At 59.0% G+C, this 25,272-nt stretch carries 17 protein-coding genes; 11 read left to right on the plus strand and 6 right to left on the minus strand.

Going from position 1 to position 25,272, the window contains the following annotated elements; translation table 11 throughout:
- Positions 1-191: 191 nt before the first annotated feature.
- The 3 genes from ACIX8_RS04100 to ACIX8_RS04115 all read right to left on the minus strand — a co-directional run bounded on the left by ACIX8_RS04100 (position 192) and on the right by ACIX8_RS04115 (position 4,972).
- Positions 192-677 (minus strand): nuclear transport factor 2 family protein, encoded by a 486-nt coding sequence (locus tag ACIX8_RS04100; RefSeq protein ID WP_014264056.1) that lies wholly within the window; start codon positions 675-677, stop codon positions 192-194.
- Positions 678-1,257: 580 nt separating this feature from the next.
- Positions 1,258-2,799 carry an OmpA family protein gene (locus tag ACIX8_RS04110; RefSeq protein ID WP_014264057.1) on the minus strand — a complete coding sequence of 514 codons (1,542 nt, stop codon included), beginning with the start codon at positions 2,797-2,799 and terminating at the stop codon, positions 1,258-1,260.
- 622 nt (positions 2,800-3,421) lie between these two features.
- Positions 3,422-4,972 carry a fumarate hydratase gene (locus ACIX8_RS04115; RefSeq protein WP_014264058.1) on the minus strand — a complete coding sequence of 517 codons (1,551 nt, stop codon included), beginning with the start codon at positions 4,970-4,972 and terminating at the stop codon, positions 3,422-3,424.
- A gap of 505 nt (positions 4,973-5,477) precedes the next feature.
- Between ACIX8_RS04115 and ACIX8_RS04120 the strand changes: the two genes are divergently transcribed.
- From ACIX8_RS04120 to ACIX8_RS04130, 3 genes are read left to right on the plus strand one after another with little or no spacing between them, the layout of a single operon-like run.
- Positions 5,478-6,434, plus strand: a complete 957-nt coding sequence (locus ACIX8_RS04120; RefSeq protein ID WP_014264060.1) for an ABC transporter ATP-binding protein — start codon at positions 5,478-5,480, stop codon at positions 6,432-6,434.
- A gap of 19 nt (positions 6,435-6,453) precedes the next feature.
- A complete protein-coding gene (locus ACIX8_RS04125; RefSeq protein WP_014264061.1) occupies positions 6,454-7,314 on the plus strand; it encodes an ABC transporter permease in 861 nt (286 codons plus the stop codon).
- Between the two features lie 48 nt (positions 7,315-7,362).
- Positions 7,363-8,367, plus strand: coding sequence for an NHL repeat-containing protein (locus tag ACIX8_RS04130; RefSeq protein ID WP_014264062.1), 1,005 nt, complete (start codon positions 7,363-7,365; stop codon positions 8,365-8,367).
- A 22-nt stretch (positions 8,368-8,389) separates the two neighbouring features.
- Here ACIX8_RS04130 and ACIX8_RS04135 read toward each other — a convergent pair whose 3' ends face one another.
- Positions 8,390-9,403, minus strand: coding sequence for a YpdA family putative bacillithiol disulfide reductase (locus ACIX8_RS04135; protein WP_014264063.1), 1,014 nt, complete (start codon positions 9,401-9,403; stop codon positions 8,390-8,392).
- Between the two features lie 121 nt (positions 9,404-9,524).
- Between ACIX8_RS04135 and ACIX8_RS04140 the strand changes: the two genes are divergently transcribed.
- Both ACIX8_RS04140 and ACIX8_RS04145 read left to right on the plus strand, forming a co-directional pair.
- Positions 9,525-10,844 (plus strand): hypothetical protein, encoded by a 1,320-nt coding sequence (locus ACIX8_RS04140; protein WP_014264064.1) that lies wholly within the window; start codon positions 9,525-9,527, stop codon positions 10,842-10,844.
- A 64-nt stretch (positions 10,845-10,908) separates the two neighbouring features.
- On the plus strand, positions 10,909-11,685 hold the full coding sequence (locus ACIX8_RS04145) for a tetratricopeptide repeat protein (protein WP_014264065.1): 777 nt from the start codon (positions 10,909-10,911) through the stop codon (positions 11,683-11,685).
- A 287-nt stretch (positions 11,686-11,972) separates the two neighbouring features.
- On the opposite strand, the gene ACIX8_RS04150 is transcribed toward ACIX8_RS04145, so the two are convergent.
- Positions 11,973-14,717, minus strand: coding sequence for a DNA translocase FtsK (locus ACIX8_RS04150; protein ID WP_014264066.1), 2,745 nt, complete (start codon positions 14,715-14,717; stop codon positions 11,973-11,975).
- 202 nt (positions 14,718-14,919) lie between these two features.
- On the opposite strand from ACIX8_RS04150, the gene ACIX8_RS04155 reads away from it, so the two are divergent.
- The 3 genes from ACIX8_RS04155 to ACIX8_RS04165 all read left to right on the plus strand — a co-directional run bounded on the left by ACIX8_RS04155 (position 14,920) and on the right by ACIX8_RS04165 (position 17,668).
- On the plus strand, positions 14,920-16,056 hold the full coding sequence (locus ACIX8_RS04155) for an alginate lyase family protein (protein ID WP_014264067.1): 1,137 nt from the start codon (positions 14,920-14,922) through the stop codon (positions 16,054-16,056).
- A 641-nt stretch (positions 16,057-16,697) separates the two neighbouring features.
- On the plus strand, positions 16,698-17,174 hold the full coding sequence (locus ACIX8_RS04160) for a PA2169 family four-helix-bundle protein (protein ID WP_014264068.1): 477 nt from the start codon (positions 16,698-16,700) through the stop codon (positions 17,172-17,174).
- A gap of 107 nt (positions 17,175-17,281) precedes the next feature.
- Positions 17,282-17,668, plus strand: a complete 387-nt coding sequence (locus ACIX8_RS04165) for a DoxX family protein (RefSeq protein WP_014264069.1) — start codon at positions 17,282-17,284, stop codon at positions 17,666-17,668.
- Between the two features lie 306 nt (positions 17,669-17,974).
- Here ACIX8_RS04165 and ACIX8_RS04170 read toward each other — a convergent pair whose 3' ends face one another.
- Complete coding sequence (locus ACIX8_RS04170; RefSeq protein WP_014264070.1) at positions 17,975-18,880, minus strand: undecaprenyl-diphosphate phosphatase; 906 nt, start codon at positions 18,878-18,880, stop codon at positions 17,975-17,977.
- 113 nt (positions 18,881-18,993) lie between these two features.
- Here ACIX8_RS04170 and ACIX8_RS04175 point away from each other — a divergent pair, with 113 nt between their 5' ends.
- The 3 genes from ACIX8_RS04175 (at position 18,994) to ACIX8_RS04185 (ending at position 25,192) form a co-directional block, all read left to right on the plus strand.
- Entirely contained in the window at positions 18,994-19,749 is a 756-nt protein-coding gene (locus tag ACIX8_RS04175; protein WP_014264071.1) for a ZIP family metal transporter, read from the plus strand.
- A gap of 190 nt (positions 19,750-19,939) precedes the next feature.
- Positions 19,940-21,397: a DHA2 family efflux MFS transporter permease subunit gene (locus ACIX8_RS04180; RefSeq protein WP_014264072.1), complete on the plus strand. Its 1,458-nt coding sequence runs from the start codon at positions 19,940-19,942 to the stop codon at positions 21,395-21,397.
- 135 nt (positions 21,398-21,532) lie between these two features.
- Positions 21,533-25,192 (plus strand): chemotaxis protein CheB, encoded by a 3,660-nt coding sequence (locus tag ACIX8_RS04185; protein WP_014264073.1) that lies wholly within the window; start codon positions 21,533-21,535, stop codon positions 25,190-25,192.
- Positions 25,193-25,272 lie beyond the last annotated feature (80 nt).

Below are 25,272 nucleotides of genomic sequence, written 5' to 3' on the forward strand. Positions count from 1 at the left end.
CCACGCTGCGGGGCGGGCGAGGTTCTGCGTGTATCCGTACCAACCCGGTTTAGCACCAGAATGGCTGAGTCCTTCGAGTTGTAATGCCAAAGTTCAGCAGATCGCTCCTACAGCGCTCTGCAGCCTATAGCACTCACGACCCAGGGCTTTGCACCCCAGTCCGGTATGGGGCGCCCCTTAGGGGCTGGAGTTTATTTTGCGCTCCCGTGGTCGTAGCTGATGACACGCGTTATCTGCCATACCCCGTCTTTGAGGCGCCAAAGATGAATGAACTTGGCCTCTCCGACGACATCACGGTCCTGGACGCCGATGTGGTGGAAGCGATGAACTCCAATTTCGACGGCTCCGTAGCCTTGAATCGGATAGACCTCAAGCGAGCCGGGTACCAGCTCCCGTTGGATCTTGCCACAGAGATTGTTCTTGATGCCGTCGACGACTGTCTTGCGTCCGTACTGCGGATCGTTCTTGTCGTGATAAAACTCCAGGTTTTCGGCAAATTTGCTTTCTACCGTGGGGAGATCGCAGGCGTTTACGGCGTTAAACAACACACTGTCTTGCGCGGAGATTGTCTGGAATAGCGTCTGGCCTGATTCTGGCGTTGATTGAGCAAAGCTGCGGGTGAACGGCATGATGCAGAGAATGAGAGCCAGACCGCGCAGGACGATGGGTGTGTTCATGAGGAATGCCTCTTTGAGATCGAGATGAGTGCAGTACGTGGGCAGAGGGAGGCAGGTTCCATGGGGAAGAGGGCAACGTAGGTGTGCTGCTCTTTGCGTCTTAGGCGGAGCCGGGTTTGAAGGGGGAAGTCTTGATCTTTAGGGCCAAGGGCCCGTTTCATCCCAGCCTGGGGTGGAGCGCAGCAGCGAGCGGTTTTTGCTCGCTGCAAGCGTAGCCCCAGGTACAGGATCAACTCGAAAGCAGAGGGCTGTAAGCCCGACTCATCTTCCATGCAGGGCACGATAAATCGGGCTTACAGCCCTCTGCTTTCTTCTCCTGCACTAACCTGGGGCGTCGCTCCCGGAGCTACCACGCTGTCGCGTGTTGACCCGGGTTCGCTTTGCCCCAGGCTGGGATGAAACGGGCCGTTGGCCCTAAAGATCAAATGAAGCCTTTTTTCGCAGCCTGTGAAGGCGTGCTCTTGCAGCCTGTGAAGGGCATGCTCTTAACGAAACAGAGTTATTTCAGCCAACTGCTGCTTAACGCACGAAGGCCGCGATCTGAATCGCGGCTTTCGTGGTGCTTCAAGCGGTGGTTCGCTTATTCGGGGTTGGTGGTTTGTACGCCGATCGCATCGCCTGAGACGACCAGGTTTACGCGGCGGTTCTGTGCGCGGCCAGCGGCTGTGCCGTTATCCGCTACAGGCTTGTTTTTGCCGTAGCCGGCAGCGGTTACGTTTGCCGCAGGAACGCCGTTCTGCACCAGGAAGTCGTGCACTGCGTTCGCGCGGTTCTCGCTCAGCTTCTGGTTGTACTCATCGCCGCCGACCGAGTCCGTGTAGCCCTCGACCTGTACCTTCAGCCCAGGATAGAGCTGCAGGATCGTCGCTACCTTTGCGAGGCTTACCTTGGTGTCGGGCTTCAGGGTGAACTTCGCGGTGTCAAAGAGCACATCGCTCATGTTGACGATCAGGCCGCGTGCGCTCTCACTGGTGGCGAGGACCGAGTTCAACTGTGCGCGCAGTTTCTCGCGCACAGCTGAGGCGTCCGCTTCGCTCTTCTGGGCATTGTGCTGCGACTCTGCCGCCTGAGCACGAGCGTTGGCCGCATCGGCCTCAGCGCGAGCCTTTGCAGCAGCGGCTGCTTCGGCCTGGGCGTTGGCGTTGGCGGCTGCAATCTGCGATTGCGCGGCGTCAGCCTGGGCCTGTTCCTTGTCTGCGCGCTCCTGCTGCTGGCGTTCGGAAGCCTGCTTGCGCAGAGATGAGATGCGGGCATCCTCGGCCTTCTGGACGGCTTCACGAGCGTAGGTGATCTCCATCTTCTGATCGCGATGCTTGGAGCTGTCCATTGTGTCCGCGTTCTGCAGGTCGGTTGCAACGTCCTGCATGATGTCGGGAGCGTACTTGTCCGCGTGGTTCATACGGGCAATGCGCGCGGCGTTGTGCGCTTCATACAGCTCGAGCGGGCTGTGCTCGTTGCGCGTGATGGGATTCAGCTCCGACTTCGATCCGCCGGTGTCGGCGTAGAGGCCGCGGGGCAGCAGGGAGTAATGCACGTTCACGTGTTCCAGCACGCCCTGCGTTTTATCGCTGAAGACGTTCTGCAGCACGATGACATCGCTGGGCATGGAGACCGAGAAGTACGGCTCAGCCGTGACGATCAGGCCGAACGACTGGAGTGACGTCGTTACCTCGATGTTGTTCTTTGTGCCTGCGGGAAGGACTTCTCCGAGGTTCTGGGGACGGCCGTCGGCGGAGATCGCCCAGAGGACGTAGGTCATGTACTCAGGCCCGAATCCGTTGGCCGGAGTGAGTCCTTTGAACTCCGCGGAGATGTGCAGACCGCCGCGTTCACTGACTACCTTGGCTTCGCCTTTGGCTCCGGGGAGAAGGTTCGTGCCTGTAAAGTTGATGTGCGTTGAGCCGCTGCGATGGAAGTAGTTCACGGCATCAAGATCATGTTCCACGACCTTGATGCGATAGACGTATGTGCCGTCCGGACCCTGTGCCGTTACCTGGCCCGTGCGGGCTCCTGGAGCGACGGTGGTTGGATTGGGTTCCTGGCCCGTCGCACTAAGGCACACGATTCCAAGAATCGCTGCGAATGAAGCTGCAGTTGTAGTTTGCTTCCACGTGCTGAGCATTGTCCCGTTCTCCTTGCTGACTGGCCGTTGCTAAAGATGCAACGGCTCTTGGCGATAAATCGCTACAACAAGGTCGGATGCCCCACATAGGACAAAAGGTATCCGCAAAATAAATGTCTAAATCAGGCAACCAAAGGGGTTTGCGTGGGGGTTGTATGGGTGATTGGGAAGGGTGAAGTTTTATGGGAGTGTTATTCAATCGCGCGAAGAGCGCAGCTGGATGGCATGTGCCCTGGAGGCTTGGCACAAAGCTAAGCCCCGCAGGGGCGACGCTATCACAGCCCAGGGTGAAACCCTGGGTAACAATGCCCCATAAAGAGGGGTAGCCCTGAAAGGGCGATCTATCTCGTTGGACATCGATAGGTCGCCCTTTCAGGGCTTTATTCTTTCTCTTCGCTACGGAACCCAGGGTTTCACCCTGGGCTATGATGAGGCCGCCCCTGCGGGGTTGGGTTCGGTGGCATGATTTGCCCCAATCGGGACTCCGTTGCTGTCTGTGGCTCATGGCAACGGTGCTGTGGCGACAGACAGCAGATTCCCTGCGGGAATGACAACCAGAAAAGCAAAGGCAACAGCAACAAAGGCAAAGACGACCTGCAACAACAAAAGCAAAAATGACCGGCTACTGCCCGAGAATCGGCACGCCGCCTACGGCCATGCTTTGCGCGATGCGTTCCTTCCACTCTGCGGGGCCGGTGATGTGGACGCTGGAGCCTTTGGTGTCGACCGCTACGGTCACCGGCATGTCGACGACTTCGAACTCGTGGATCGCTTCCATGCCCAGGTCCTCGAAGGCGATCAGACGGGAGTGCTTGATGGCCTTTGAGACCAGGTAGGCCGCTCCGCCGATGGCGATGAGGTAGGCTGCCTCATTGTCACGGATGGCGTCGATGGCCGCGGCGCCACGCTCCGCCTTGCCGATCATGCCCAGCAGTCCGGTCTGTTCGAGCATCTGGCGGGTGAACTTGTCCATGCGGGTTGCTGTGGTCGGGCCGGCGGGGCCGACGACCTCGTCGCGTACCGCATCGACCGGGCCGACGTAGTAGATGAAGCGGTTGCGGAAGTCGACCGGCAGTTTTTCGCCGCGGTTGAGCATGTCGGTCATGCGCTTGTGGGCGGCGTCGCGGCCGGTGAGCAGCTTGCCGTTGAGCAGCAGCACCTCGCCCGGCTTCCAGGTCTTTACCTCTTCGTGTGTCAGGGTGTCGAGGTTGACGCGCTTCGCGCCGTGCACGTCATAGGTCAGCTTGGGCCAGCTCTCGAGCGATGGGGGATCGAGCGAGACAGCGCCGGTACCGTCGAGCACGACATGCGCATGGCGCGTAGCGGCGCAGTTGGGGATCATCGCGACCGGCAGGTTGGCGGCGTGCGTGGGCCAATCGAGGATCTTTACGTCGAGCACGGTCGTCAGTCCGCCGAGGCCCTGCGCTCCAATGCCGAGCGCGTTGACCTTGTCGTAGATCTCGACACGCAGCTTCTCGATGTTGGTCTGGGGGCCGCGCAGCTTGAGCTCCTGCATGTCGATGTCTTCCATCAGGGCCTGCTTGGCCAGCAGCATGGCTTTTTCGGCGGTACCTCCGATGCCGATACCGAGCATTCCGGGAGGGCACCAGCCCGCGCCCATGGTGGGGACAGTCTTGAGAACCCAATCGGCGACCGAGTCCGAGGGGTTCAGCATGACGAACTTCGACTTCGCCTCGCTGCCGCCGCCCTTTGCCGCGACGGTTACGTCTACCGTGTTGCCCTTGACCAGGGATACTTCGACGACGCAGGGGGTGTTGTCTTTGGTGTTCTTGCGGCTGAAGGCGGGGTCGGCGAGAATGCTGCCGCGCAGCTTGTTGTCAGGATCGAGCCAGGCGCGGCGTACGCCCTCGTCGCACATCTCCTGCAGGCTGAGGGTGGCGGGGCCGCCGTCCTGGCTGACGAGGTGGCACTCCAGCCCGAGCTTGATGAAGATGGTGACGATGCCGGTGTCCTGGCAGATGGGGCGATGTCCCTCGGCGCACATGCGCGAGTTGACGAGGATCTGCTTCATCGCGTCCTTGGCGGCGGGGGACTGCTCCAGCTCGTAGGCGCGGGCGAGGTTTTCGATGTAATCGACGGGATGGTAGTAGCTGATGTACTGCAGCGCGCCGCGCACGCTTTCGATAAGGTCGTCCTGTTGGATAGTCACCATAACCAGAACATGATAGCTGCGCGGAAATCACGTTGTCCCGGAGGTGGCTCCGATAACCGCGCTAGCCGTGGGCTGGGTAGTGTCGGGACAACATATTTTGTTCCCTCCACAGGAACGTCATCCTGAGCGAAGCACCTCGCGTTTTTGCGAGGTGCGCAGTCGAAGGACCCCGAGAGGCTTGATCTTACCCTTGCTGTTAGGACCTTTTCCAGCACGAGAGTCCAGGCTCGAGCGCTTGAGGTAGAAAAGGTGCGAAGGACATGGGCGAGATGGAAACCCTCGGGGTCCTTCGACTGCGCGTCCCCAAAAGACGGGACGCTTCGCTCAGGATGACGATTTTGTGGGAGACGCAAAACAAAAACTATACGTGCGACGACCCTGATTCGTTCTGGAAGCGGGATCTCTGATTCATCAGACAGTACCTAACGGTGATGGTTGCGCGGCGGCCCAACTCACGGGCGCTCCTTATAATGGTCTGGATCACGGGCTGCGGGGGAAGAGACATTTGAGCGATACCATCGTTGAAATCAAGGGCCTGCGTAAGGTCTACAGCGGCAAGAACCCAGTCACAGCGGTGGATGGCATCGACCTGCGCGTGCCTGCTGGCGAGATCTATGGGCTGCTTGGGCCGAATGGCGCGGGGAAGACCACGACCATCTCGATTGCGACGACACGGTCGATACCGACTGCCGGTTCGGTGCGGATCGCAGGGATCGACGTTGTCGCGAACGCGGCTGTCGCACGGCGGTCGATCGGTGTGGTGCCGCAGTACAACACGCTCGACCGCTCCTGCACCGTGGAAGAGAACATCTTCTTTCACTGCCTTTACTTTGGGATGTCGCGTGCGGAGGCTCGCGCGCGCACGGCGCAGTTGCTGGAGCAGTTTCGTCTGAGCGACCGTGCGAAGGCGTATCCTCAGGCGTTGAGCGGGGGACTGGCGCAGCGTCTGCAGATTGGGCGCGCTATCGCACATCGTCCCAAGGTGCTGTTTCTCGACGAGCCCAGCGCGGGTCTCGATCCGCAGAGCCGCATCGCCATGTGGGAGGCTGTGAGCGGTCTGCGCGACGAGGGCATCACGGTTGTGCTGACGACTCACTACATGGAAGAGGCGGACGAGCTATGCGACCGGCTCGCGATCATCGACCATGGAAAGATTCTGGTGGAGGACACGCCGGCGGCTTTGAAGGCGAGTGTCGGCGGGGACAAGATCTATGAGCTGCGTCTGCAGGATGGCGACCGCAGCGGGCATTTGGAAGCGCGCTTGCGGGGGATAAGCGGCGTAAACGGTGTCGAGCCAATTCATCATGGAAGCGGGCTGCGTGTGCTCGCGAAGGCGCAGGATGGGCTGCTGGCGAGTGTTGTCACGACAGCGAATGAATTCGGGCTGCGCGATGTGACGACGGCTGAGCCGAGCCTGGAAACAGTATTTATTCGATTGACCGGACGCGATCTGCGCGAGTAACGATTTGAGGGTGAGCGATATGGCAGCAAGCGTTGCAGTGATGAGTGAGACAGGCATAAGCAGACGCACGAGCTACACGCGAGCGTTTGGCGGGCTGATGCTGCGTGATCTGCGTGTGTTGATGCGTGAGCTTGGGCCTTTCCTGGTTCGTGTGGCGATGAACCCGCTCTTGTTTCTGTTCATCTTCACGTACGTCATGCCGCACATGAGCGGCGGGGCGGCGCTGAATCCGACGGCCCAGATGGCCGGAGCTACCGGAGGCAGTTTTGGCACGGTCCTTCTGCCGGGACTGATGGCGGTGGCGATCATGTTCTCCGGGATCGCCGCGGTGGCGCTGCCACTGGCACAGGAGTTCGGCATTACGCGTGAGATCGACGACCGCGTGATGTGTCCCTTGCCGATTGCAGCAGTGGCAGCGGAGAAGATCATCTTTTCGGCGTTGCAGAGTCTGATCGCGGCGGCGGGCGTCTTTCCGCTGGCCTATTACATCCCCAGTACTCCTGTGATGGTGCATGTGTCGAACTGGTTCTTTCTGGCAGCGGTTCTGGTGCTGGCGAGTTTGCTGGCGGGTGCGCTGGGGCTGACGATCGGTACGTCGGTGCAGCCGAAACAGATTGGCCTGATCTTCGGCGTGGTGGTGATGCCGATTACGTTTCTGGGCTGTGTGTACTATCCGTGGGCTGCGCTTGCGCCGATTCGGTGGATGCAGCTTGGGGTGCTGGTCAACCCGATCGTGTATATGAGCGAAGGTCTGCGCGCGGCGTTGACGCCTACGCTGGGTCACATGCCTGAGGCGATGATTCTCTTGATGCTGTGCTTTTTCCTGGTGCTGCTGACGTGGCTGGGGATGAAGGGCTTTCGGCGGCGGGTGCTGAGCTAATCTACAAGAGATTTGCTCTAGCGCCAACTCGATTGAGGTCCCAAGGCTATGCTGGTTGATCGTTCGTCCGTTGGTCGTATGGGAGTGTTTCGAGGTGCTCTCCTTGTCCTGATCCTGGGAATGGCGGTACTGTGTGTGGGCTGGTTTTTAATTGCAGGCTCTCATTACATCGCTTACAGAATGGGACAGCGCGTTGTGGTCGATAAGGGTCTGTATTATCCCTACAGCGTAGCTGTTGATGGCCATGGGAATGTTTATGTCGCCGACTCTCGCCACAACCGTGTGTTGAAAGAGACGCCTTCCGGTGAGGGTTATATCCAAAGCAATGTCGTGGTTGGCCTGGCCCTCTCCTTTGGCACTGCCCTGGACAACGATGGCCATTTGACAGAAGGCGCGAAACGCGGCGAGGTGGATCGTCCCTATGGTCTTGCGGTAGATGGCGATGGAGATGTCTATATCTCCGACTACGGCAACGATCGTGTGTTGAAGGAGACGCCTTCCGGCCACACCTATACCCAGACCGTTGTTACGACCGATGTGCAGAGCCCCTATGGTCTTGCCGTAGATAACCACGGTTCGGTCTACATCGCGGATTATGGACGAAATCGTGTCACGAAGGAGTCACCCTCAGGGGGTAATTACGTCGAGAGTGTTGTAGCCGGTTCCGGCCTGAGAGGTCCCGAAGGTGTAGCGGTGGACCGCGAGGGGAACGTCTATATCGCCGACTCCGACAACGACCGCGTCTTGAAGGAGTCGGTGTTGGGCACAGGTTATGTGGAGAGCACGCTGGTTGACGATATGGCCAGTCCACGTGGGGTTGCCGTGGACGGCAGCGGGAATGTCTACATCGTCAGTTACGAAGACGGCAATGTGTACAAGGAGGCCTTCTCCAACGGTCACTATGTGCAAACCCGGTTAGCCACGATGGTGAGTCTGTATTATCCCCGCGGTATAGCCGTGGATGGCAGCGATCGTCTCTACATCGCTGACTCCGGACACCATCGCGTGGTGATGCAGCAGCGTACGCAGGGCTACGCGTGGGTCGCCAGGTAAGAACCGCGAGGGTGCTGCTCTGCTAATTCATCTTCGCAGCAAGATCTTTTGCAATCAGATCGCCGTGAAAGCGGCCGTTCTCGATGAAGATTTCGTTGGTGCGTTCGCCCGCAACGATGACGCCCGCGAGATAGATTCCGGGCACATTCGATTCGTGCGTTGCAGGGTCGCAGATAGGGCAGCGTGCGTTGGATTTATCGAGCCGCACGCCCAGTGATTCGATGAAGCCGAAGTCCGGGTGATAGCCCGTCAGCGCGAAGACAAACTGGTTGGGAATCACCTTCGGGCCGCCTGGAGTGAGCAGTGTGACGGCGTCTTCGGTGATCTCTCCGACTGTCGATGAGAGGTGCGCTGTGATCTCGCCGTTCTTGATGCGGTTCTCGATGTCGGGCTTGATCCAGTACTTGATGTGGCGATGCAGCTCCGCGCCGCGATGCACCAGCGTGACGCGAGCGCCATGCCGCCAGAGGTCAAGTGCTGCGATGGCCGCGGAGTTTTTGCCGCCGATGACCAGGACGTCCTGCGCGAAGAACGGATGCGGCTCGTGGTAATAATGCTTTACCTTGGGCAGGTCTTCGCCGGGGATGCCGAGGTAGTTGGGCAGATCGTAGTATCCCGTGGACACGATCAGCTTGCGCGCACGGTGCGTGAGCTGGCGGCCGAACTGGTCGGTCGTGTGAACGGTGAAATCGCCGTCTGAGCCGCCGATGCGGTCGACGTTCTGATACTGCCGGATGTCGAGCCGATAGTGCTCGGCGACCTTGCGATAGTACTCGAGGGCCTCGGAGCGCGTAGGCTTCTGGTTCGGGGAGGAAAACGGCATATTGCCGATCTCGAGCAACTCCGGCGTGGTGAAAAAGGTCATATGTGCCGGGTAGTGGAAGAGCGAGTTGGTGAGGCAGCCCTTGTCTACGAGAACAACGCGCAGACCGGCGTTCTGCGCGGCGATGGCACAGGCAAGGCCGGTAGGACCGGCGCCGATGACGAGAACATCTACGAGGCCATCGGGGAGAACGTCGTGGGGGGCTTCACTCATATCGTTGTTTTTTACTCATTCCTTTTCTTATTGTATGGATGCGCGAACCGGAAAGACGCTTCACGGGATTGCCGGAGAAGGATAAAGTAAGGGCCATGAAGGACATGCGGCGGTCGCCACGATGAAGACACTCCTCGCGCTGGTGGCGACGCTGCTCTTGCAGATGGCGAGCGTCTCCGCTGGCCCGGTCGCCGAGCCGCAGCACCTTCGCTATGAGCGCATGGTGGAGCTGCCGGGCGACGCTTCGGGGCAGGCCTGCGTGACGCTGGATTCCACGGTGTTTGCCCACGCTGCTACTGAGTCGCTGAATGATCTGCGGCTCTATGCGAAGAATTCGACGGTAGAGGCTCCCTTCACCCTGACGGAGAGTGAGCCGCAGCACCCGGAGGATGAGTCGGCCCAGGTGCGAAATGTAGCGGGTGGCAAGGGCGAGGTGAGCTTCGATATCGTGATGCCGCCCCGGCCTTATACGGCTGTGGTGCTCGATCTTGCGGCGAAGAACTTTTTTGCTACGGCACATGTCTCCGGCGCGGAGGGAATTGGGAAGAGGACAGAGCTGGGCAGCTTTGAGCTGTTCGATCTCAGCGCGCAGCATCTGTCGCGCTCGACGACCTTGCCGCTGCAGGAGTCGACGTTTTCGGAGCTGCACGTAGAACTGCACCTGACGCCTGCTCCAGGTTCGCGGGGTTCTGATTTTGGCCCGGCCATCGTGAAGGCGGCGAGCGTGCCGCCGAGCCGCGAGGCCCAGACGCTCTACACGACCGTTGCCGAGACGGATTCGATCTCGCAACGCGGTCACGAGACCCTCGCGAAGATCGCTATTCCCGCGCATGTCCCGGTAGAGCGCGCATCGTTCGTGCTGGACCCCGGCTTCGACAGGAACTTTGCGCGCGAGGTTCGGATTACGGCAACGCCGCGTGCAGCAAGGGATCGCGAGTCGATTGAAACGATCGAGGGAGAGATCTCCCGGGTGAAGTTGCCTGGCACTCAGTTCGGTGCTCCGATCGACAGCCGCGAGATGAGCGTCGATGCCGTGCTGGGAGCGAATCTCCGCAGCAGCGCAATGGTGGAACTCGCAGTTGCAGATGGCGAGAAGCCGCTGCCTCTGCGGTCTGTACGGTTGGAGATGCGGCAACGCAGGATCTGCTTCGATGCTGCTGCGAGCGAGGCTCCCTATACCCTGAGGTATGGCGATGCGATATTGCATGCCTCGCTCTATGACTATGCGCGCCGGTTTGTTCCTGCCGCGAAGCCGCTTGTGGCTACTTTGGGTGCGGAACGGGTGAATCCTGGTTTTGTCGCGCGTGTGGACAGACGGCCTTATATCGAGAGGCATCCCGAGCTGGTTTGGGTGGTGCTTCTGGCGGGGATTGCCGTTCTGGGCAGCTTTGCCCTGCGCAGTACCCGCAGGCATAGCCAATCAAGGTGGGAAGAGAAATAGACTCATAGGTGTCGAGGCTCACGAGTGGCAGTGCGCAGAGTCATTCAAATGAGGGATGAGAAGCATGCAGGTTGTTGGTCGGTTGATGGTGGCGATGATGCTGGCGGGAACGGTTGCGGCACCCACCCATGGAGCAGCACAGATGAGTGCCGCTCCGGCACAGAGCGCCCTCGTCGAAGGCAAGCGCGCGTTGGCGGCGAAGCAGTTCGTGCAGGCGAAGAAGATTTTTACGGAGTTTTTGCAGACGCATCACGATGACGTCGAGGCCCAACTTGGATTGGGAGATGCGGAGCTTGGGCTGCATGAGTATGAGGCTGCCGAACTGACGTATCGCCGCGTCGTCTCGGCGCAGCCGGAGCTGTGGAATGCGCACAAAAATCTGGTCATCGTGGAAGCGGCGCTGGCTCGGTGGGAGGAGTTCGACCGCGAACGCGCGCTGCTGCGTGGCGCTCGCGAACGGGGCGCTCCGGGGATCTCCGCTCGCGAGAGCGATGTGATCGACAGCTTCACGGTGCAGGGGCAGCACTGGGTGGTGCGCGAGTACTTCGAGCCGGTGGGGCGCTCGCTGACGCGGTACAACTTCGAGCACTTTTCACCCGATGGCAAGGCTGCGGAGTACATCTCGCTGGAGTCCGCCGAGGCTGCCCAGAAGGCGCTTAAGCCGGGAGATGTCCGTATCGGTACGGAACAGAGCAGCCGGTTGAGCGTTAAGGATTTTGCTCTCAACTGGTATACGAGCAAGGCCCATGGAACGGTGGCGCGCTATGCTGCTGGTGAGCCGAAGTATGAGCGGGTGCGTGCGGATGTTCTGCGATGGTTGCATCGCGCGGGTGCGAAATAGATTGTTCTTCTGGGAGCGTTAACCGTGACTGGGTGCCCCATCCTCGACGCGCGCTTTTGCGCGGCAGGGTGGGGTATAGACGCTAAGCGAATCCCACAGATCTTCGAAGCGCGCTCTGCGTCAGGGGTATCGTGCAAAGCACGAACGCCTTTGGCTTGTAGCGGCAATCGTGCCCCGATGAGGGAGTACGGTCGTTTGCTACCGCAAACGATACCCCACCCTGCCGCGCAAAAAACGCGCGTCGAGGATGGGGCACCCGGTTCTGTTGCGCTTCGTGATTTTGGAGCTTATCGCGATGCTGCGTCTACCTCGGCGAAGTAGCCGGGTGACTTGAGGATCTCGCGGGGCTTTGAGCCGTCGGCGGGGCCTACGAGGCCGTCGCGCTCCATCATGTCGATCAGGTGTGCCGCGCGGCCGTAGCCGATGCGCAGTCTGCGTTGCAGCAGCGAGGTTGAAGCCTTTCCGAATTCGAAGACCAGGCGCACGGCATCGTCGAACATGGGGTCGTTGTCCTCGCCGTCGTTCGCGCTTCCGCCGTCTGAGCCCTTCTCGTCTTTCGGCCCTTCGAGGAAGCCTTCGACGTACTCGGCTGTACCCTGTGCCTTCCAGAACTCGGTGACGGCGGAGATCTCTTTCTCGGTGACGAACGGCGCGTGGACACGCTGCAGCCGTGAGGTTCCGGGAGGCAGGAAGAGCATATCGCCGCGGCCCAGCAGGCTCTCCGCGCCGTTGGAGTCGATGATGGTGCGCGAGTCCACCTTGGTGGCGAGGCGGAAGCTCATGCGCGTGGGGACGTTGGCCTTGATGAGGCCGGTGATGACGTCCACGGAGGGACGCTGTGTCGCGAGCACGAGGTGGATGCCGACGGCGCGAGCCATCTGGGCCAGACGGGTGATCGCCTCTTCCACGTTGGCGCGGTCGAGCATCATCAGATCGGCGAGCTCGTCGATGATGATCATGATGTAGGGCAGCGGCTCCTGGTTTACGTCCTCAAAGAGGTAGTCGCTGCCGTGGTCGAAGAGCTTGTTGAACTGGTCGATGTTGCGGACGTGGTTGGCGGCGAGCAGCTTGAGCCGCCGCTCCATCTCGCGCACGGCGTTTCTGAGGGCGTTGGCGGCGAGCTTGGCCTCGGTGATGATGGGCGTGAAGAGGTGCGGGATGCCTTCGTACATGCCGAGCTCGACGCGCTTGGGATCGACCATGATCATCCGCACCTGTTCGGGGGTGGACTTGAAGAGCACGCTCATGATCATCGCGTTGATGGCGACCGATTTACCGGAGCCGGTCGAGCCGGCGATGAGCACGTGCGGCATGCTGGCCAGATCGCCGGTGACGATGCGGCCGCTGATGTCCTTGCCCAGAGCGATGGGCAGCTTCGACTTCGACTGTGCAAAGCTCTCGCACTCGACGACGTCGCGCAGCCAGATGGTCTCGCGATTGTGGTTCGGGACCTGGATGCCGACGGTGGACTTGCCCGGCATGCGCTCGATGAGGATGGACTCGGCGGCCATGGCGAGGCAGAGATCGTCGGCCAGACCGGTGACGCGCGAGTACTTTACGCCGGCGTCGGGACGGAACTCGAAGGTCGTGACGACGGGGCCGGGGTTGATCTGCTCGACGTTGCCGTCGACGCCGAACTCGGCGCATTTTTCGACCAGGGTGCGGGCCTCCTGGCGGAGCTCGTCCTCGCGTACCTGCGCGTGCTCCTCGCTGCGATACAGCAGGGAGCTGGGCGGCAGCTTGTAGCCGCGGATCGATTTGGTGGTCATGGCAACGGCGCGCATGTCCGCGTCGGCGCGCTTGCCGAAGGCGATGTTCTGCGCGGCGATGTCCTGCGTGGGTGAGGGCATCGGCGGGAGCGGCGGTTGTGCCAGTTGCGGGCGTGGCGTGGGGATGCGCGCCGGTGGCGGCTCGGGGATGTCGAACGCGGCCAGTGAAGGCTTCGCAGTGATAGGCGTGCTGCGCTCAGGAGCATCCAGCCAGCCGTCGTCGTGGGCCTGGGTCTTCCTGATGGGCGGATTGCCGGTGTGGGGAAGGTCGGGATCGCTGCCGGGGGTGCGCAGGGGGACGGACGCGGCGGCGAGCTGGGCGGCGTAGGGTGCGGCGGCAGCGGCGGCTGCGCTCAGGCCGGTCAGGGGCACCTCGTCGACCATGGTGCGCGGCATGGTCTGCCACATGGAGGGCGCTTCAGCGGCAAAGTCGGCGCGGTCGCGATCGTTCGGGTCTACATCAAGGTCGGAGCCATGATTTTTGCGGCGGCCAAACCAGCCCAGGAAGCTGGAGAGCAGGGAGGTGCTGGCCGGCTGAATTTCGCTGACGGCTACTGGGGCTTTCCCGGCGCGGCTGCGGGCCTTGGCGATGGCGCGCTCGCGCTTGGTCTCATAGGCGCTGACGACCTCTTCGGTCTCGTTCTTCTGGCGGCGTTCCTTCCACGCGGTATAGCGTTCGCTGGCGTTGCGGATGAACGCGAAGTGTGAGGTGAACCATTCGCGGGCTGTCGAGAGCGTGAACGTGGTCGTCAGATAGAGCGCGAACGCGACCATCAGAATGCAGAGGATGATGGTTCCGGGCAGGTTCACGAATTGGATCAGGCCATCGGAGAGCAGGCGACCCACTACGCCGGAGAGCGGCAGGGTATGTTTCCAGAGCGGATGCCAGGGGAGCAGGTAGATGGAGGCCGGGGCGAACATCAGCCAGAGCACAAGTCCGAAGACCTTGGCTTTCGTCGAGCCGACGGCCCGCGAACGCATCCACGAGAGGCCCAGCCGGATCATCACCAGGGGCAGGAAGAGCACCGAGATGCCGAGCGTCTGGAGCAGCACGTCGGAGACGTAAGCGCCGATCAGGCCGGTCCAGTTGTGCGCCGCATGGGGGCCGGTAGCTCCGCTCACGGTGTTGAACGAGGGATCCGTTGGAGTGTAGCTAAGGAGCGAGAGGAGGAGGAGGCCGGCGGCGACCAGGACGACGAGACCTAGCATCTCGTTGAGACGGCGGCTACGTGTGGGCGAATAAACGAGTCTCTGAGGCTTCATAGGTGGATGGACGCACACGATCACGTTCGCCTGCCGGTGCCAGACCTCGGCGCATGGACGGGGACAACGAGACCTGGAACCACCAGAGCACTTTTATTGTTCCATAGTGCGCTGTGCGGTGCGCAGAGGCTGGGGGTGGAACCATAGTGGTGACGGGTAGGCGCAAAACGTTAGGATGGAAGCGTTTGACAGGAGACTGCTTATGGTACGAGGTTTTTGGCTCGGATTAATGATCGTGATGGGTTTTACGGCCGCATCTGCCACGCCAGCCAGGGCAGATGCTCCCTGCGGGCAGCAACTATCACCGACGGTCTCCGGGCATGGAGCTTCGTGGGCGATCTTTCCGCCGGAGAGCCTGGCGGGGTTAAAAGCGCAGGCCGGGACAGAGACTGGCCGCAGCGTCGTGCGCATGGCCACGACGTTCCTCAGTGAGACGCCGCATCCCATGGCTCGCATCCACACCGAGGGAACGCTGCCGCATCATGGGATTCGCGACGAGAGCGTGGCGGCGGAGAAGGACTGGGATGGGATGCTGGCTCTCGGGCTGGCCTATCGCCTGACGGGCGACAGGAAGTATCTTGCGGCGGAGGACTGCTATCTTGGCGCCTGGACGGCGGTCTATCGCGTGAGCCTGAACCCGATTGATGAGACGAATCTGGACAAGTGGATGATGGCCTATGACCTCACCCGGGGCAGCCTTTCGGCAAAGACAGAAGAACAGGCAGCTGCTCTGTGGAAGGCGATGGCCGCGGGCTATATCGACTGGATGGAGAAGAACGGCCAGAAGGATACGGGGAACTGGTCGAGCCATCGGGTGAAACTGGCGGTGATGGCGGCTTATGAGGCTGGTGATTCTGCACTGGAGGCACGGGCGGCGGCGGTCTTCCGCGAACAGGTGAAGCGGAATATCCGGCCCGACGGCTCGGTGGAAGACTTCTACAAGCGTGATGCTTTGCATTATGTGGTCTACGATCTCGATCCGCTCCAGATGGCGGCACTGGCGGCGAAGGTGCATGGTGAGAGCTGGTTCCATGAAGGAGCCGGTGGGAGGAACATCGCCCATGGTGTCGATTGGCTGGTGCCCTATGCGGTGGGCCAGACGAAGCACATGGAGTTTGTGCACTCGACGGTTGCTTTTGATGCGGCACGCGATAAGGCGGGCGAGAAAGGCTACTCCGGCGAATGGGACCCTGCTGCTGGGGTGCAGACGCTTACACTGGCGGCGCTGCTCGATCCTCAGTATGCGTCGGCTGCGCGACAGTGCGTTGAGCATAGCGGACATAACCCTCAGGCCTGGCTGACGCTGTTCGGGGCTGTTGTGGGTGGTTCTGTGCAGTAGTGGGTGGTGTTCGGCTTTCGTCCGAAACGAAGATCGATATTTCCATAGTGCTTTGGTTTTATCCCACGGAATCGTCATCCTGAGCGAAGCGTCCCGGCCTTTGGGACGCGGAGCCGAAGGACCCCGAGAGGCTTTATCTTGCCCATACTCTTCGGACCTTTTCTGCCTCAAGCACTCGAGCCTGGACGTCCGTGCTGGAAAAGGTCCCAACATCATGGGCGAGATCAAGTCCTTCGGGGTCCTTCGACTGCGTAGCTCGCAAAGTGCGCGAGCTACTTCGCTCAGGATGACGATTCCGTGGGGATGTGAACAAGACCTGTGGTTGATGACGATTCTGTGGGAATGCGAACAAGACAGTGGTGAAAGTTGGTGTCAGGCATGACCTGACGGCTGCTCTTCCGCTGCCAAATTTTCTGAAATCTCGTGCAACCTTCAATTACGAAAATCACGAGCTAACGCGGGATGCGAGGTCTGCATCTAGTGGTGTGAATGGGATTGCGTAACTCTGCAAAGAGCAATTCCCGACACAGGGATTGGGGGAGCGGGATTTTCGCGATTTCTCCCGCTTGCTGCCGGTGCAGGAGAATCGCGCACAACCGGCAGACCCCGATCGCTGTCTAAATCACTCAACCGAGGACATTATGGCAAACAAGCTGGATGGATCGACTAAGAACCAGGAGATGGAGAGCGTACTCCTGGATTTGATCAAGTCGCTGCAGGATGGTCAAAAGGGCTTCGCCGAAATTGGAGAGCACTTGAAAGATGCCACCCTCAAACGTTATTTTCTCGCCGAGAGTCTGAAGCGCGCGAGCTTTCGTGCTGAACTTGAGGGCCAGCTGCATATCGCCGGTATGGCGGATGTGAAGGAGTCGGGTAGTGTGGCCGGTGCCTTGCATCGTTCCTGGGGCGAGTTGAAGGCGAAGCTGGGTGGCGGCGATCATTCGCTTCTCGAAACAGCCGAGAAGGGTGAAGACGAGGCAAAGGATGCCTATAAAAAGGCATTGGAACATGAGCTGCCGCTGCCGATCCGTAGCCTGCTCTCAGAGCAGCAGGCGCATGTGCTGACTTCGCACGACTATGTGCGGAACCAGAGGGATGCACTGGCAGCAGCAAAGTAGCCTGTCTGGATCTTTACTCTGTGCTGTGTAAGAGTTGTTGAACTCCCTCGTTATTGGCGATGCCATGCATTGTCGATAACGAGGGATACGACTTTAAGAGGGACTCAATGCGCGCCGGTCTAATCGTGATGGGAGTGTTTTACGTGGCAGCGGGTACGGCGCATTTTATTGCGACCCGCGTGTATGAGAGCATCATGCCCGCTTACCTCCCGGCGCATCACGAGCTTGTATTGCTGAGTGGAGTTGCTGAGATTGCGGGTGGGCTTGGCGTCCTCATTCCGAGGACCCGTCAGGCTGCGGCGTGGGGGATTGTTCTGTTGCTCGTTGCGGTGATGCCTGCGAATGTTTGGATGGCCCAGCACCCGGAACTCTATACGAATATTCCGCGTTGGGTGATCTGGTTTAGGCTGCCGTTGCAGTTGCCGTTGATCTGGTGGGCGTGGCTGTATACGCGCAGTTCTGTTGAGTTCGATTTATTGGCTCAGGAGCAATGAGGATTGCGAGTATCAGGGTGCGCCTCAGCGCATACCGAATCCCAAACTCCAGCCCCGAAGGGGCGGTCCCATCACAGCCCAGGGTGAAACCCTGGGTAACAATATCTAGCAAGAAGATGATGAGCCCTGAAAGGGCGATCTATAGGGCGCTGGCCTCGATAGATCGCCCTTTCAGGGCTCATCTTTGCCACGTTCCGCAACCCAGGGTTTCACCCTGGGCTATGATAGGTCGCCCCTTCGGGGCTGGGATTTGTGCCCTGACTGAATCATTTTGCAGGTTCATTACGAATGAAATTGCACTAATCGCTAATACCCGATGTGATGCAGATAGAACACCACGCAGCTCGCGACCAGGCAGTAGATCCCGAACAGATACCAGCGTCCGTTCTCCAACCACGAGCTCAGCCACCGCAGCGCGGCGAGTCCGGCGAAGAACGAGAAGACCATGCCGAGCAGGGAAGCGATCAGGCTGGCGTGCAGGTTGATCGGCATACCGGCGGCGGCAGCTTCGTGCGAAGCCTTCAGCAGGCGATGAGCTTCGACTGCGATCACCGGCGGAGTCAGGATGACGGCGAGCGCGAAGGAAAAACGTTCGGCACGCTCGCGGTTCGCTCCGGTTAGCAAGCCTGCGGAGATGGTCGCACCCGAGCGTGAGAAACCGCGGAACGGCATGCAGAGACCCTGCACGGCTCCCATCCAGCCTGCCTGCGAGAAGGTGACGTTATCGCCGGAACGGGTCACGGAGCGATCGTAGGCGGTGGTGCTGGCCGTCTCGGCCGCACGTTCTTTCATGCCTGCCCACAGAATGATCAGGCCTGCGGCAAAGAGCGCGTAGGCGACGAGGTCCAGCCGCGAAAAGAGCAGTTCGATCTCGGCCTTCGGGGCACCCTTGAACGCTGTCTTTTCGATGATCTTGATGATGGGATAACCGATCACGGCGGTCAACCCCGTTGCCCAGATCGCGCGGATGGCGAAGCGCTTGAAGGCGTCGGCGGTGGCGAAGTAGGCACGTTTCCACTGCGCCCAGAAGTAGAAGATGACGGCAAACATGGTGCCGGTATGCAGCATCACGAGCACCAGGGTCATCTCTGGCGAGGAGGGATCGAGCCCCAGCAGTTTTTCCGCGACGACAACATGAGCGGAGCTGGAGACAGGCAGGAGTTCGGCGAGTCCCTGAACGATGGCCAGGATTAAAACCTTCAGTAGAGGCATAAGTAAATTCTAAATTGGTTCCAAATTCCCTGTGTTGCTGGACGCGATCCACAAGGATGGTGTTCTGAAGTACAATCACGGATGTAATTATTGAGAATGTATTATCAATTGTGATGCATTTTGCAAATGAACCGATTCCTCTTTTACTTCTTATCGTTCCTGTCTTCGCAACTCTTCTCGGCGGTCTCCTGGCACTTCAATTTCGCAGGTCTTTAGCGCTGTTGATGGCGCTGGGGGCGGGCCTGCTGCTGGGAGCCGCTTTTCTCGATCTCCTGCCTGAGGCCCTCTCTCTGGGGGCGCTGGTAGAGATACGTTCCGCCGATATCCTGGCGCTGGTTCTGATCTCCTTTCTTCTTTTCTGGAGCATCCAAAGCGGATTGGATGGATTGGCTGCACGCTGGGGTGGAGGATCGGATGGCTCGGGGAGGACGCTCGGGAAGATCGGCGGCGGCATGCTCATCTTCCACAGCCTGCGAGATGGCATGGCCATTGGCCTCTCCTATGCGGCCTCGCATCCGGCGGGCTACGCGGTCGCTGTGGGCATCGCCGCGCATGATATCGGCGACGGCATGAATACGGTCATCCTTACGACAAGCGGCGATCGACCGAGATTGAGCGATTATCTTTTTCTGGCTGCCGATTGCCTCGCTCCTCTCGCGGGTGGTCTCCTGACGGTCTGGTGGACATTTTCTTCAGGGAGTTCGGCGATGCTTCTTGCCGTGGCCTCCGGCTTCTTCCTTCAGATGGCAACCAGCGATTTCCTTCCGGAAGTGCGTCAACACAAGGGATTGAGATACATGCTCCCCACGGTGCTTTCAGGCTCCGCGCTCATCTATGTGGCCAATCTGTTGGTCGACCGCTTTCACTAAGTCCGAATGGTTTGCTTTGAAGCTTGCCGGGTGGCTGGCGTTGGCAGCTTGCCTGTTCTCGATCTCGTTGGTGTGACTTGGAAAGAACCCCGCGCGAGTGTGCACTTGTTTGCGTTGGTCCTTTAAACTGCATCGAATGGAAAGCGTTGCCGTGTTTTCATTGATCTGAACCTTCTTTCCCTCTTCCCCTATGAATGTGCCCGATTCGATCACTGCTCCCTCGCCGTTTTTTCATCCCTCCGAAGCCAGCAAGCGGCTTTTGCCGTGGCTGGTGGCGGTCGCATTCTTTATGGAGTCGTTGGATACAACGATCCTGAATACGGCGGTGCCAGCGATCTCCTCCGCGCTCAAGGTGGCGCCGCTGAGCATGAAAGCCGTGTTGGCCAGTTACACGTTGAGTCTCGCGGTTTTTATCCCTATCAGCGGCTGGATGGCAGATCGCTTCGGAACTCGGCGGGTCTTCGCATCGGCTATCGGCCTCTTTACGCTTGGATCGTTTCTCTGCGGTATATCGAGCAATATCCATGTCCTGGTAGCGTGCCGAGTTTTGCAGGGCTGCGGCGGGGCCATGATGGTGCCGGTGGGCCGGCTTACCCTGGTGCGAACGTTCGCGAAATCGGACCTGCTGCGAACCATGAGCTTTGTGGCGATTCCGGCGCTGGTGGCTCCCATGCTTGGGCCGATCGCTGGTGGGTTGATCGTCGGCTACCTGCATTGGCGGTTCATCTTCTTTCTGAACCTTCCGATTGGCCTCGCCGGCTTGTTGATGGTCTACCTGCATCTGCCGGACTATCGAGAAAAGAATATTCATCCTCTCGACATCGTCGGACTGATTCTCTTCGGGGCCGGTGTGGCGCTGCTGTCGTATGTGCTGGAGATCTTCGGGGAACATGCTCTGAGCTCACGCGAGATTTCGGGGTTGCTGGTGCTTTCGCTCGTCCTGCTTGCAGGCTATGGGCTCCATGCAAAGAGCATTGCTTATCCGCTGCTGGAGTTGAGTCTCTTTCGTATTCGTACCTTCCGCGCCTCGGTGAGCGGCAGCTTCTTCACGCGCCTGGGAATCGGTGGTGTGCCCTTTCTGCTGCCGCTGCTCTATCAGGTCGGGCTTGGTTTCACGCCGATTCAATCGGGGTTGCTCATCATGCCGCAGGCCGTGGCCGCGATGAGCATGAAGCTGGTCATGCCTCGCCTCCTGTCCTTCTTTGGCTATCGTGGGGTGCTGATCTCGAATACCGTGATCCTCGGATTTCTGTTACTGCTATTTGCGACCATTGGCATACATACGCCTGTCTGGCTCATCGTTCTGCAGGCGTTCTCTTATGGAGCGTTTACGTCGCTGCAGTACACGAGCATGAATACGCTCGTCTATGCCGACATCACGGAGGAAGAGACCAGCAACGCCAGCTCCATCGCGAGCACGATGCAGCAGATGTCGATCAGCTTCGGTGTTGCAGCCGCTGGACTGGCTACGGCTTTCTTTATTCCTGACAGCGTGCGATCTAATCCAGCGGGGATGATCCATGGGATTCATGAGGCGTTTCTTGTGCTCGGTGGGTTGACCATCCTCTCTACGATCGTCTTCCGCAGCTTGAAGCGTGGCGATGGGGATGCGGTGAATCAGCAGAAGATCCTTCACCCTGGTGGATGAGGCTTTCGCCCGCAAAACGGCTGCTGTCAGGGCTTCACTTCAGGGGTAGCGTACACTTGGGACGGCCATTGGTTGAAGAAAGATCAAGCCGAACCGTTTCGACGGACGATATCCCCGGAGGGATTCCGGTGCCGAATGCCCTCTTCTCCCGTACAGAGACCGCCCCCGAAGAAGACATCCCTGGAGATTCCAGTCGTAGCTATTGGGGCTTCGGCAGGCGGGCTGGAGGCTCTTACGGCGATTCTGCGGGCTCTTCCCACAGACATCGCCATGGCGTTCATGCTGATTCAGCACCTCGACCCTAAACGCCACAGCATTCTGCCCGAACTGCTTTCAAGAGCGACCAGAATTCCCGTGTTGGAAGCCGTCGATGCGATGAAGGTCGAGTCGAACCACGTCTACGTTATGCCAAGTAACGTGGATATCTCGATTACAGATGGCCACTTCGGGCTGGCTCCGCGCGCCGCTGACCACAAGCAGCATTTGCCCATCGACATCTTCATGCGTTCTCTGGCAGAGGTTCGCAAGAGCAAGGCGATTGGCGTCATTCTCTCGGGTACAGGATCGGACGGCACTGCGGGGATTAAAGCGATTCGCGCTGAAGGAGGGGTAACCTTCGCGCAGAGTACAGAGACCGCCAAGTTCGATGGCATGCCTCGGAGTGCGATTGAGTCCGGATGCATCGATTACGTTCTATCGCCCGAAAAGATTGCGGCGGAGCTGGCCCACCTGAGCAGCCATCCTCAGGTGCGGCAGAGGCCGAAGGTTGCGCGTGAAGAGCCAAAGTCCGATAGCGACGTATTCGATTCAATCCTGAACCTGGTTAGTATTTCGCAAGGCTCCGACTTCACAAAATACAAGCCCAACACGATTCATCGGCGAATTCAACAACGCATGGCGGCTCTGCGGATTCTCTCTCTCTCTGCTTACCTCACCTATCTAAGAGAGCATCCGGAAGAGGTGGCAAAACTCTCTCATCATGTCCTGATTCCTGTGACCGAGTTTTTCCGCAATCCGGAGACCTTTGAAGATCTCGCGAAGACAGTATTCCCAGCGATGATTGAAGAGAAGGCCGGAGAAGCGCTTCGGTTATGGGTGGTCGCCTGCTCCACCGGAGAGGAAGTTTATTCGCTGGCGATTACGTTGCTGGAGTTTCTAGGGACGAGAGCCGAGGGGATGCGCATCCAGATCTTTGGCACGGATATTAATGAGAAGGGGATCGCGAAGGCGCGCTCCGGCATTTACTCCGAAAGCGCGATGAAGAACGTCTCAGCAGAGCGCACTGCAAATTTCTTCACGAAGGTGGCGGGCGGATACCGGGCCAACAAAGTCATCCGTGATCTGTGTGTCTTTGCACGCCAGGACGTCACCAAAGACCCACCCTTTTCGAGCCTGGATCTTATCTCCTGCCGCAATTTCCTGATTTATGTCGAGCCGGAGTTGCAGGAGAGGATTATCTCGACACTGCACTACGCTTTAAATCCATCCGGCTTTTTATTGCTGGGCAATGCCGAGAGCGCAGCTTCTTATCCGCAGATGTTTACGCCATTGAATAAGAAGAGCAAGATCTATTCGAAAAAAGTCGGCGATCATCGTCAGCAGCGTACGTTCAAGACAAGTCGGGCTCCCTTGCAGGCGATTGACTCCCCCATAGAGAAAGCGCTGCCCATCAGCCGTGCCAGTCAGAATGAGCAGGAGTTGCAGCAACTCGCAGATCGAATGGTGCTGAGGGAGTGTGCGCCGCCGGGCGTGATCGTGAATGACGCGCTTGAAATTCTTCAGTTTCGCGGGCGAACCAGCCCTTATCTGGAGCCCGCATCCGGACGCGCGAATCTCAATATTCTGAATATGGTTCGCGAGGAGTTAGCGATTGCTCTGCGTACCGCCATCGCTTCGGCCAGAAAAAAGGCCGCTCCGATCAAAAAGAAGAACGTCGCCTTTGAACATAACGGTAAAAAGCGTGTCGTGCATTTGTCCGTAGTTCCCATGGACGAGCTCGTTTCAGGAGTGGGCAGATGCTATCTCATCCTCTTTGAGGATGTAGCTTCTCTGATTGATCCGAATGGCAAGGCGGACCGGCCATTACCTCTGCAACCAGGCGATCTTTCCCGGAGAACACTTCTTGATCAGAAGCGTGAGTTGCAGGCGACACGCACTCTGCTCAAAGAGCACACACGCGCGCAGGAAGCGCTTCGCGAAGACTATCAGTCTGCGAACGAGGAGATGCTCTCCGCAAACGAGGAGCTGCAAAGTACCAACGAAGAGCTCGAGACTTCTAAGGAAGAACTGCAGGCTACGAACGAAGAACTCAACACCGTCAACGATGAGTTGAACAGCAATAACGCAGCTCTGCATCTATTGGGGAACGACCTGAAGAACCTGCTCGAAAGCACGGTCATCCCCATCGTGATGGTGGATGGCAACCTCTGTATCCGTCGCATGACCCCAACGGCAGAGGCTGTCTTTAAAGTGCTTCCGTCCGACATTGGACGACCTATCACCGATATCAATCCGGATCTCAATATTGATTTGAAGCCTTTGCTTACCACTGTCCTTCGGGACGTCGTGAGCCTTGAACGAGAGGTACAGGACCAGCAGGGGCATTGGTATCGATTGCAGGTAAGGCCCTATGAGACGCTGGATAATCGCAGCGATGGTGCGGTCCTGGTTCTTATGGATATCGATGTCATCAAGAAGCGCAATCAGGAACTGGTGCTTGCGAGCGAGTTCACCAAGTCCATTATTGAGACCATGCCGGAACCTGTGCTGGTGTTGAACGCGAACTTGCATGTGCTGATGGCGAACTACTCCTTCTATAAGGCCTTTGAAGTAACACCAGAGGCAACATTGAACCGGTTCGTGTATGGCCTTGGGAACGGGCAGTGGAATAAACCCGACCTGCGAACCCTGCTGGAAGAGGTTCTGCCGCACGACAGGGATTTCCTGAATCATGAAGTGATCTATGATTTTCCCGGCATCGGCTGGAAGTCTTTCATGCTGAGCGGACGCTATATGGTGCAGGAGCCGGAGGCTGCGCCCCTGATTCTCCTGTCGCTTACCGACATGACCAAGCGCAAGAAGATTGAAGCAGCGCTTGTCCAGGCGGAGAAGCTCACCATTGCGAGCCGCCTTGCCGCGACCATTGCGCATGAGATCAATAATCCGCTGGAAGCGATTACGAATCTTCTTTATCTCGCCTCAACCGGCGACGACGCCGCCGCGGCAAAGACCTATGCTGCCCAGGCGCTTGAAGAGGTAGGACGCGTGTCGCACATCACGCAGCAGACGCTCAAGTTCTATCGGCAATCAACTGCTCCATCCTCTGTGCAGGTCTCGGAGATTCTTGATTCACTGCTGGTGCTGTATCACGGAAAACTTCTGGCGAATAACATCACGGTCCATCGCCAATACAGAGAGGGTCCCTCGATCCTTTGCCTGGCGGGAGATCTTCGTCAGATCTTTGCGAACCTTCTCTCAAACGCGGTCGACGCGATGAGGTTTGGAGGTTCGCTTACGATGCGGGTGAGCAGCTCCTACGACTGGCGCAATCAAGAGCGCCGTGGCATACGGGCTACCATCTCTGACTCCGGTACGGGAATGACTCCCAAGACGCTCAGGAAGATCTATGAGCCGTTCTTTACGACTAAAAATGAGACCGGCACGGGGCTTGGAATGTGGGTTTCTGCTCAACTCGTCGATCGCTTGCAAGGCGATCTAAGGGTGTCCAGCACGATGCGCCGGGGTAGGAGTGGGACGACCTTTTCTTTGTTCCTGCCGCTTGAGCTATCGGCGTAGCGCAAGAGCTCAGGCGGGAGCGTCGAGAGCAATCTCCTGTTACTGTGAAGTGGTATCGGGCGTGCAGCGCCGTTTTTCTG

Source organism: Granulicella mallensis MP5ACTX8 (genome assembly GCF_000178955.2).
Classification (GTDB): domain Bacteria; phylum Acidobacteriota; class Terriglobia; order Terriglobales; family Acidobacteriaceae; genus Granulicella; species Granulicella mallensis.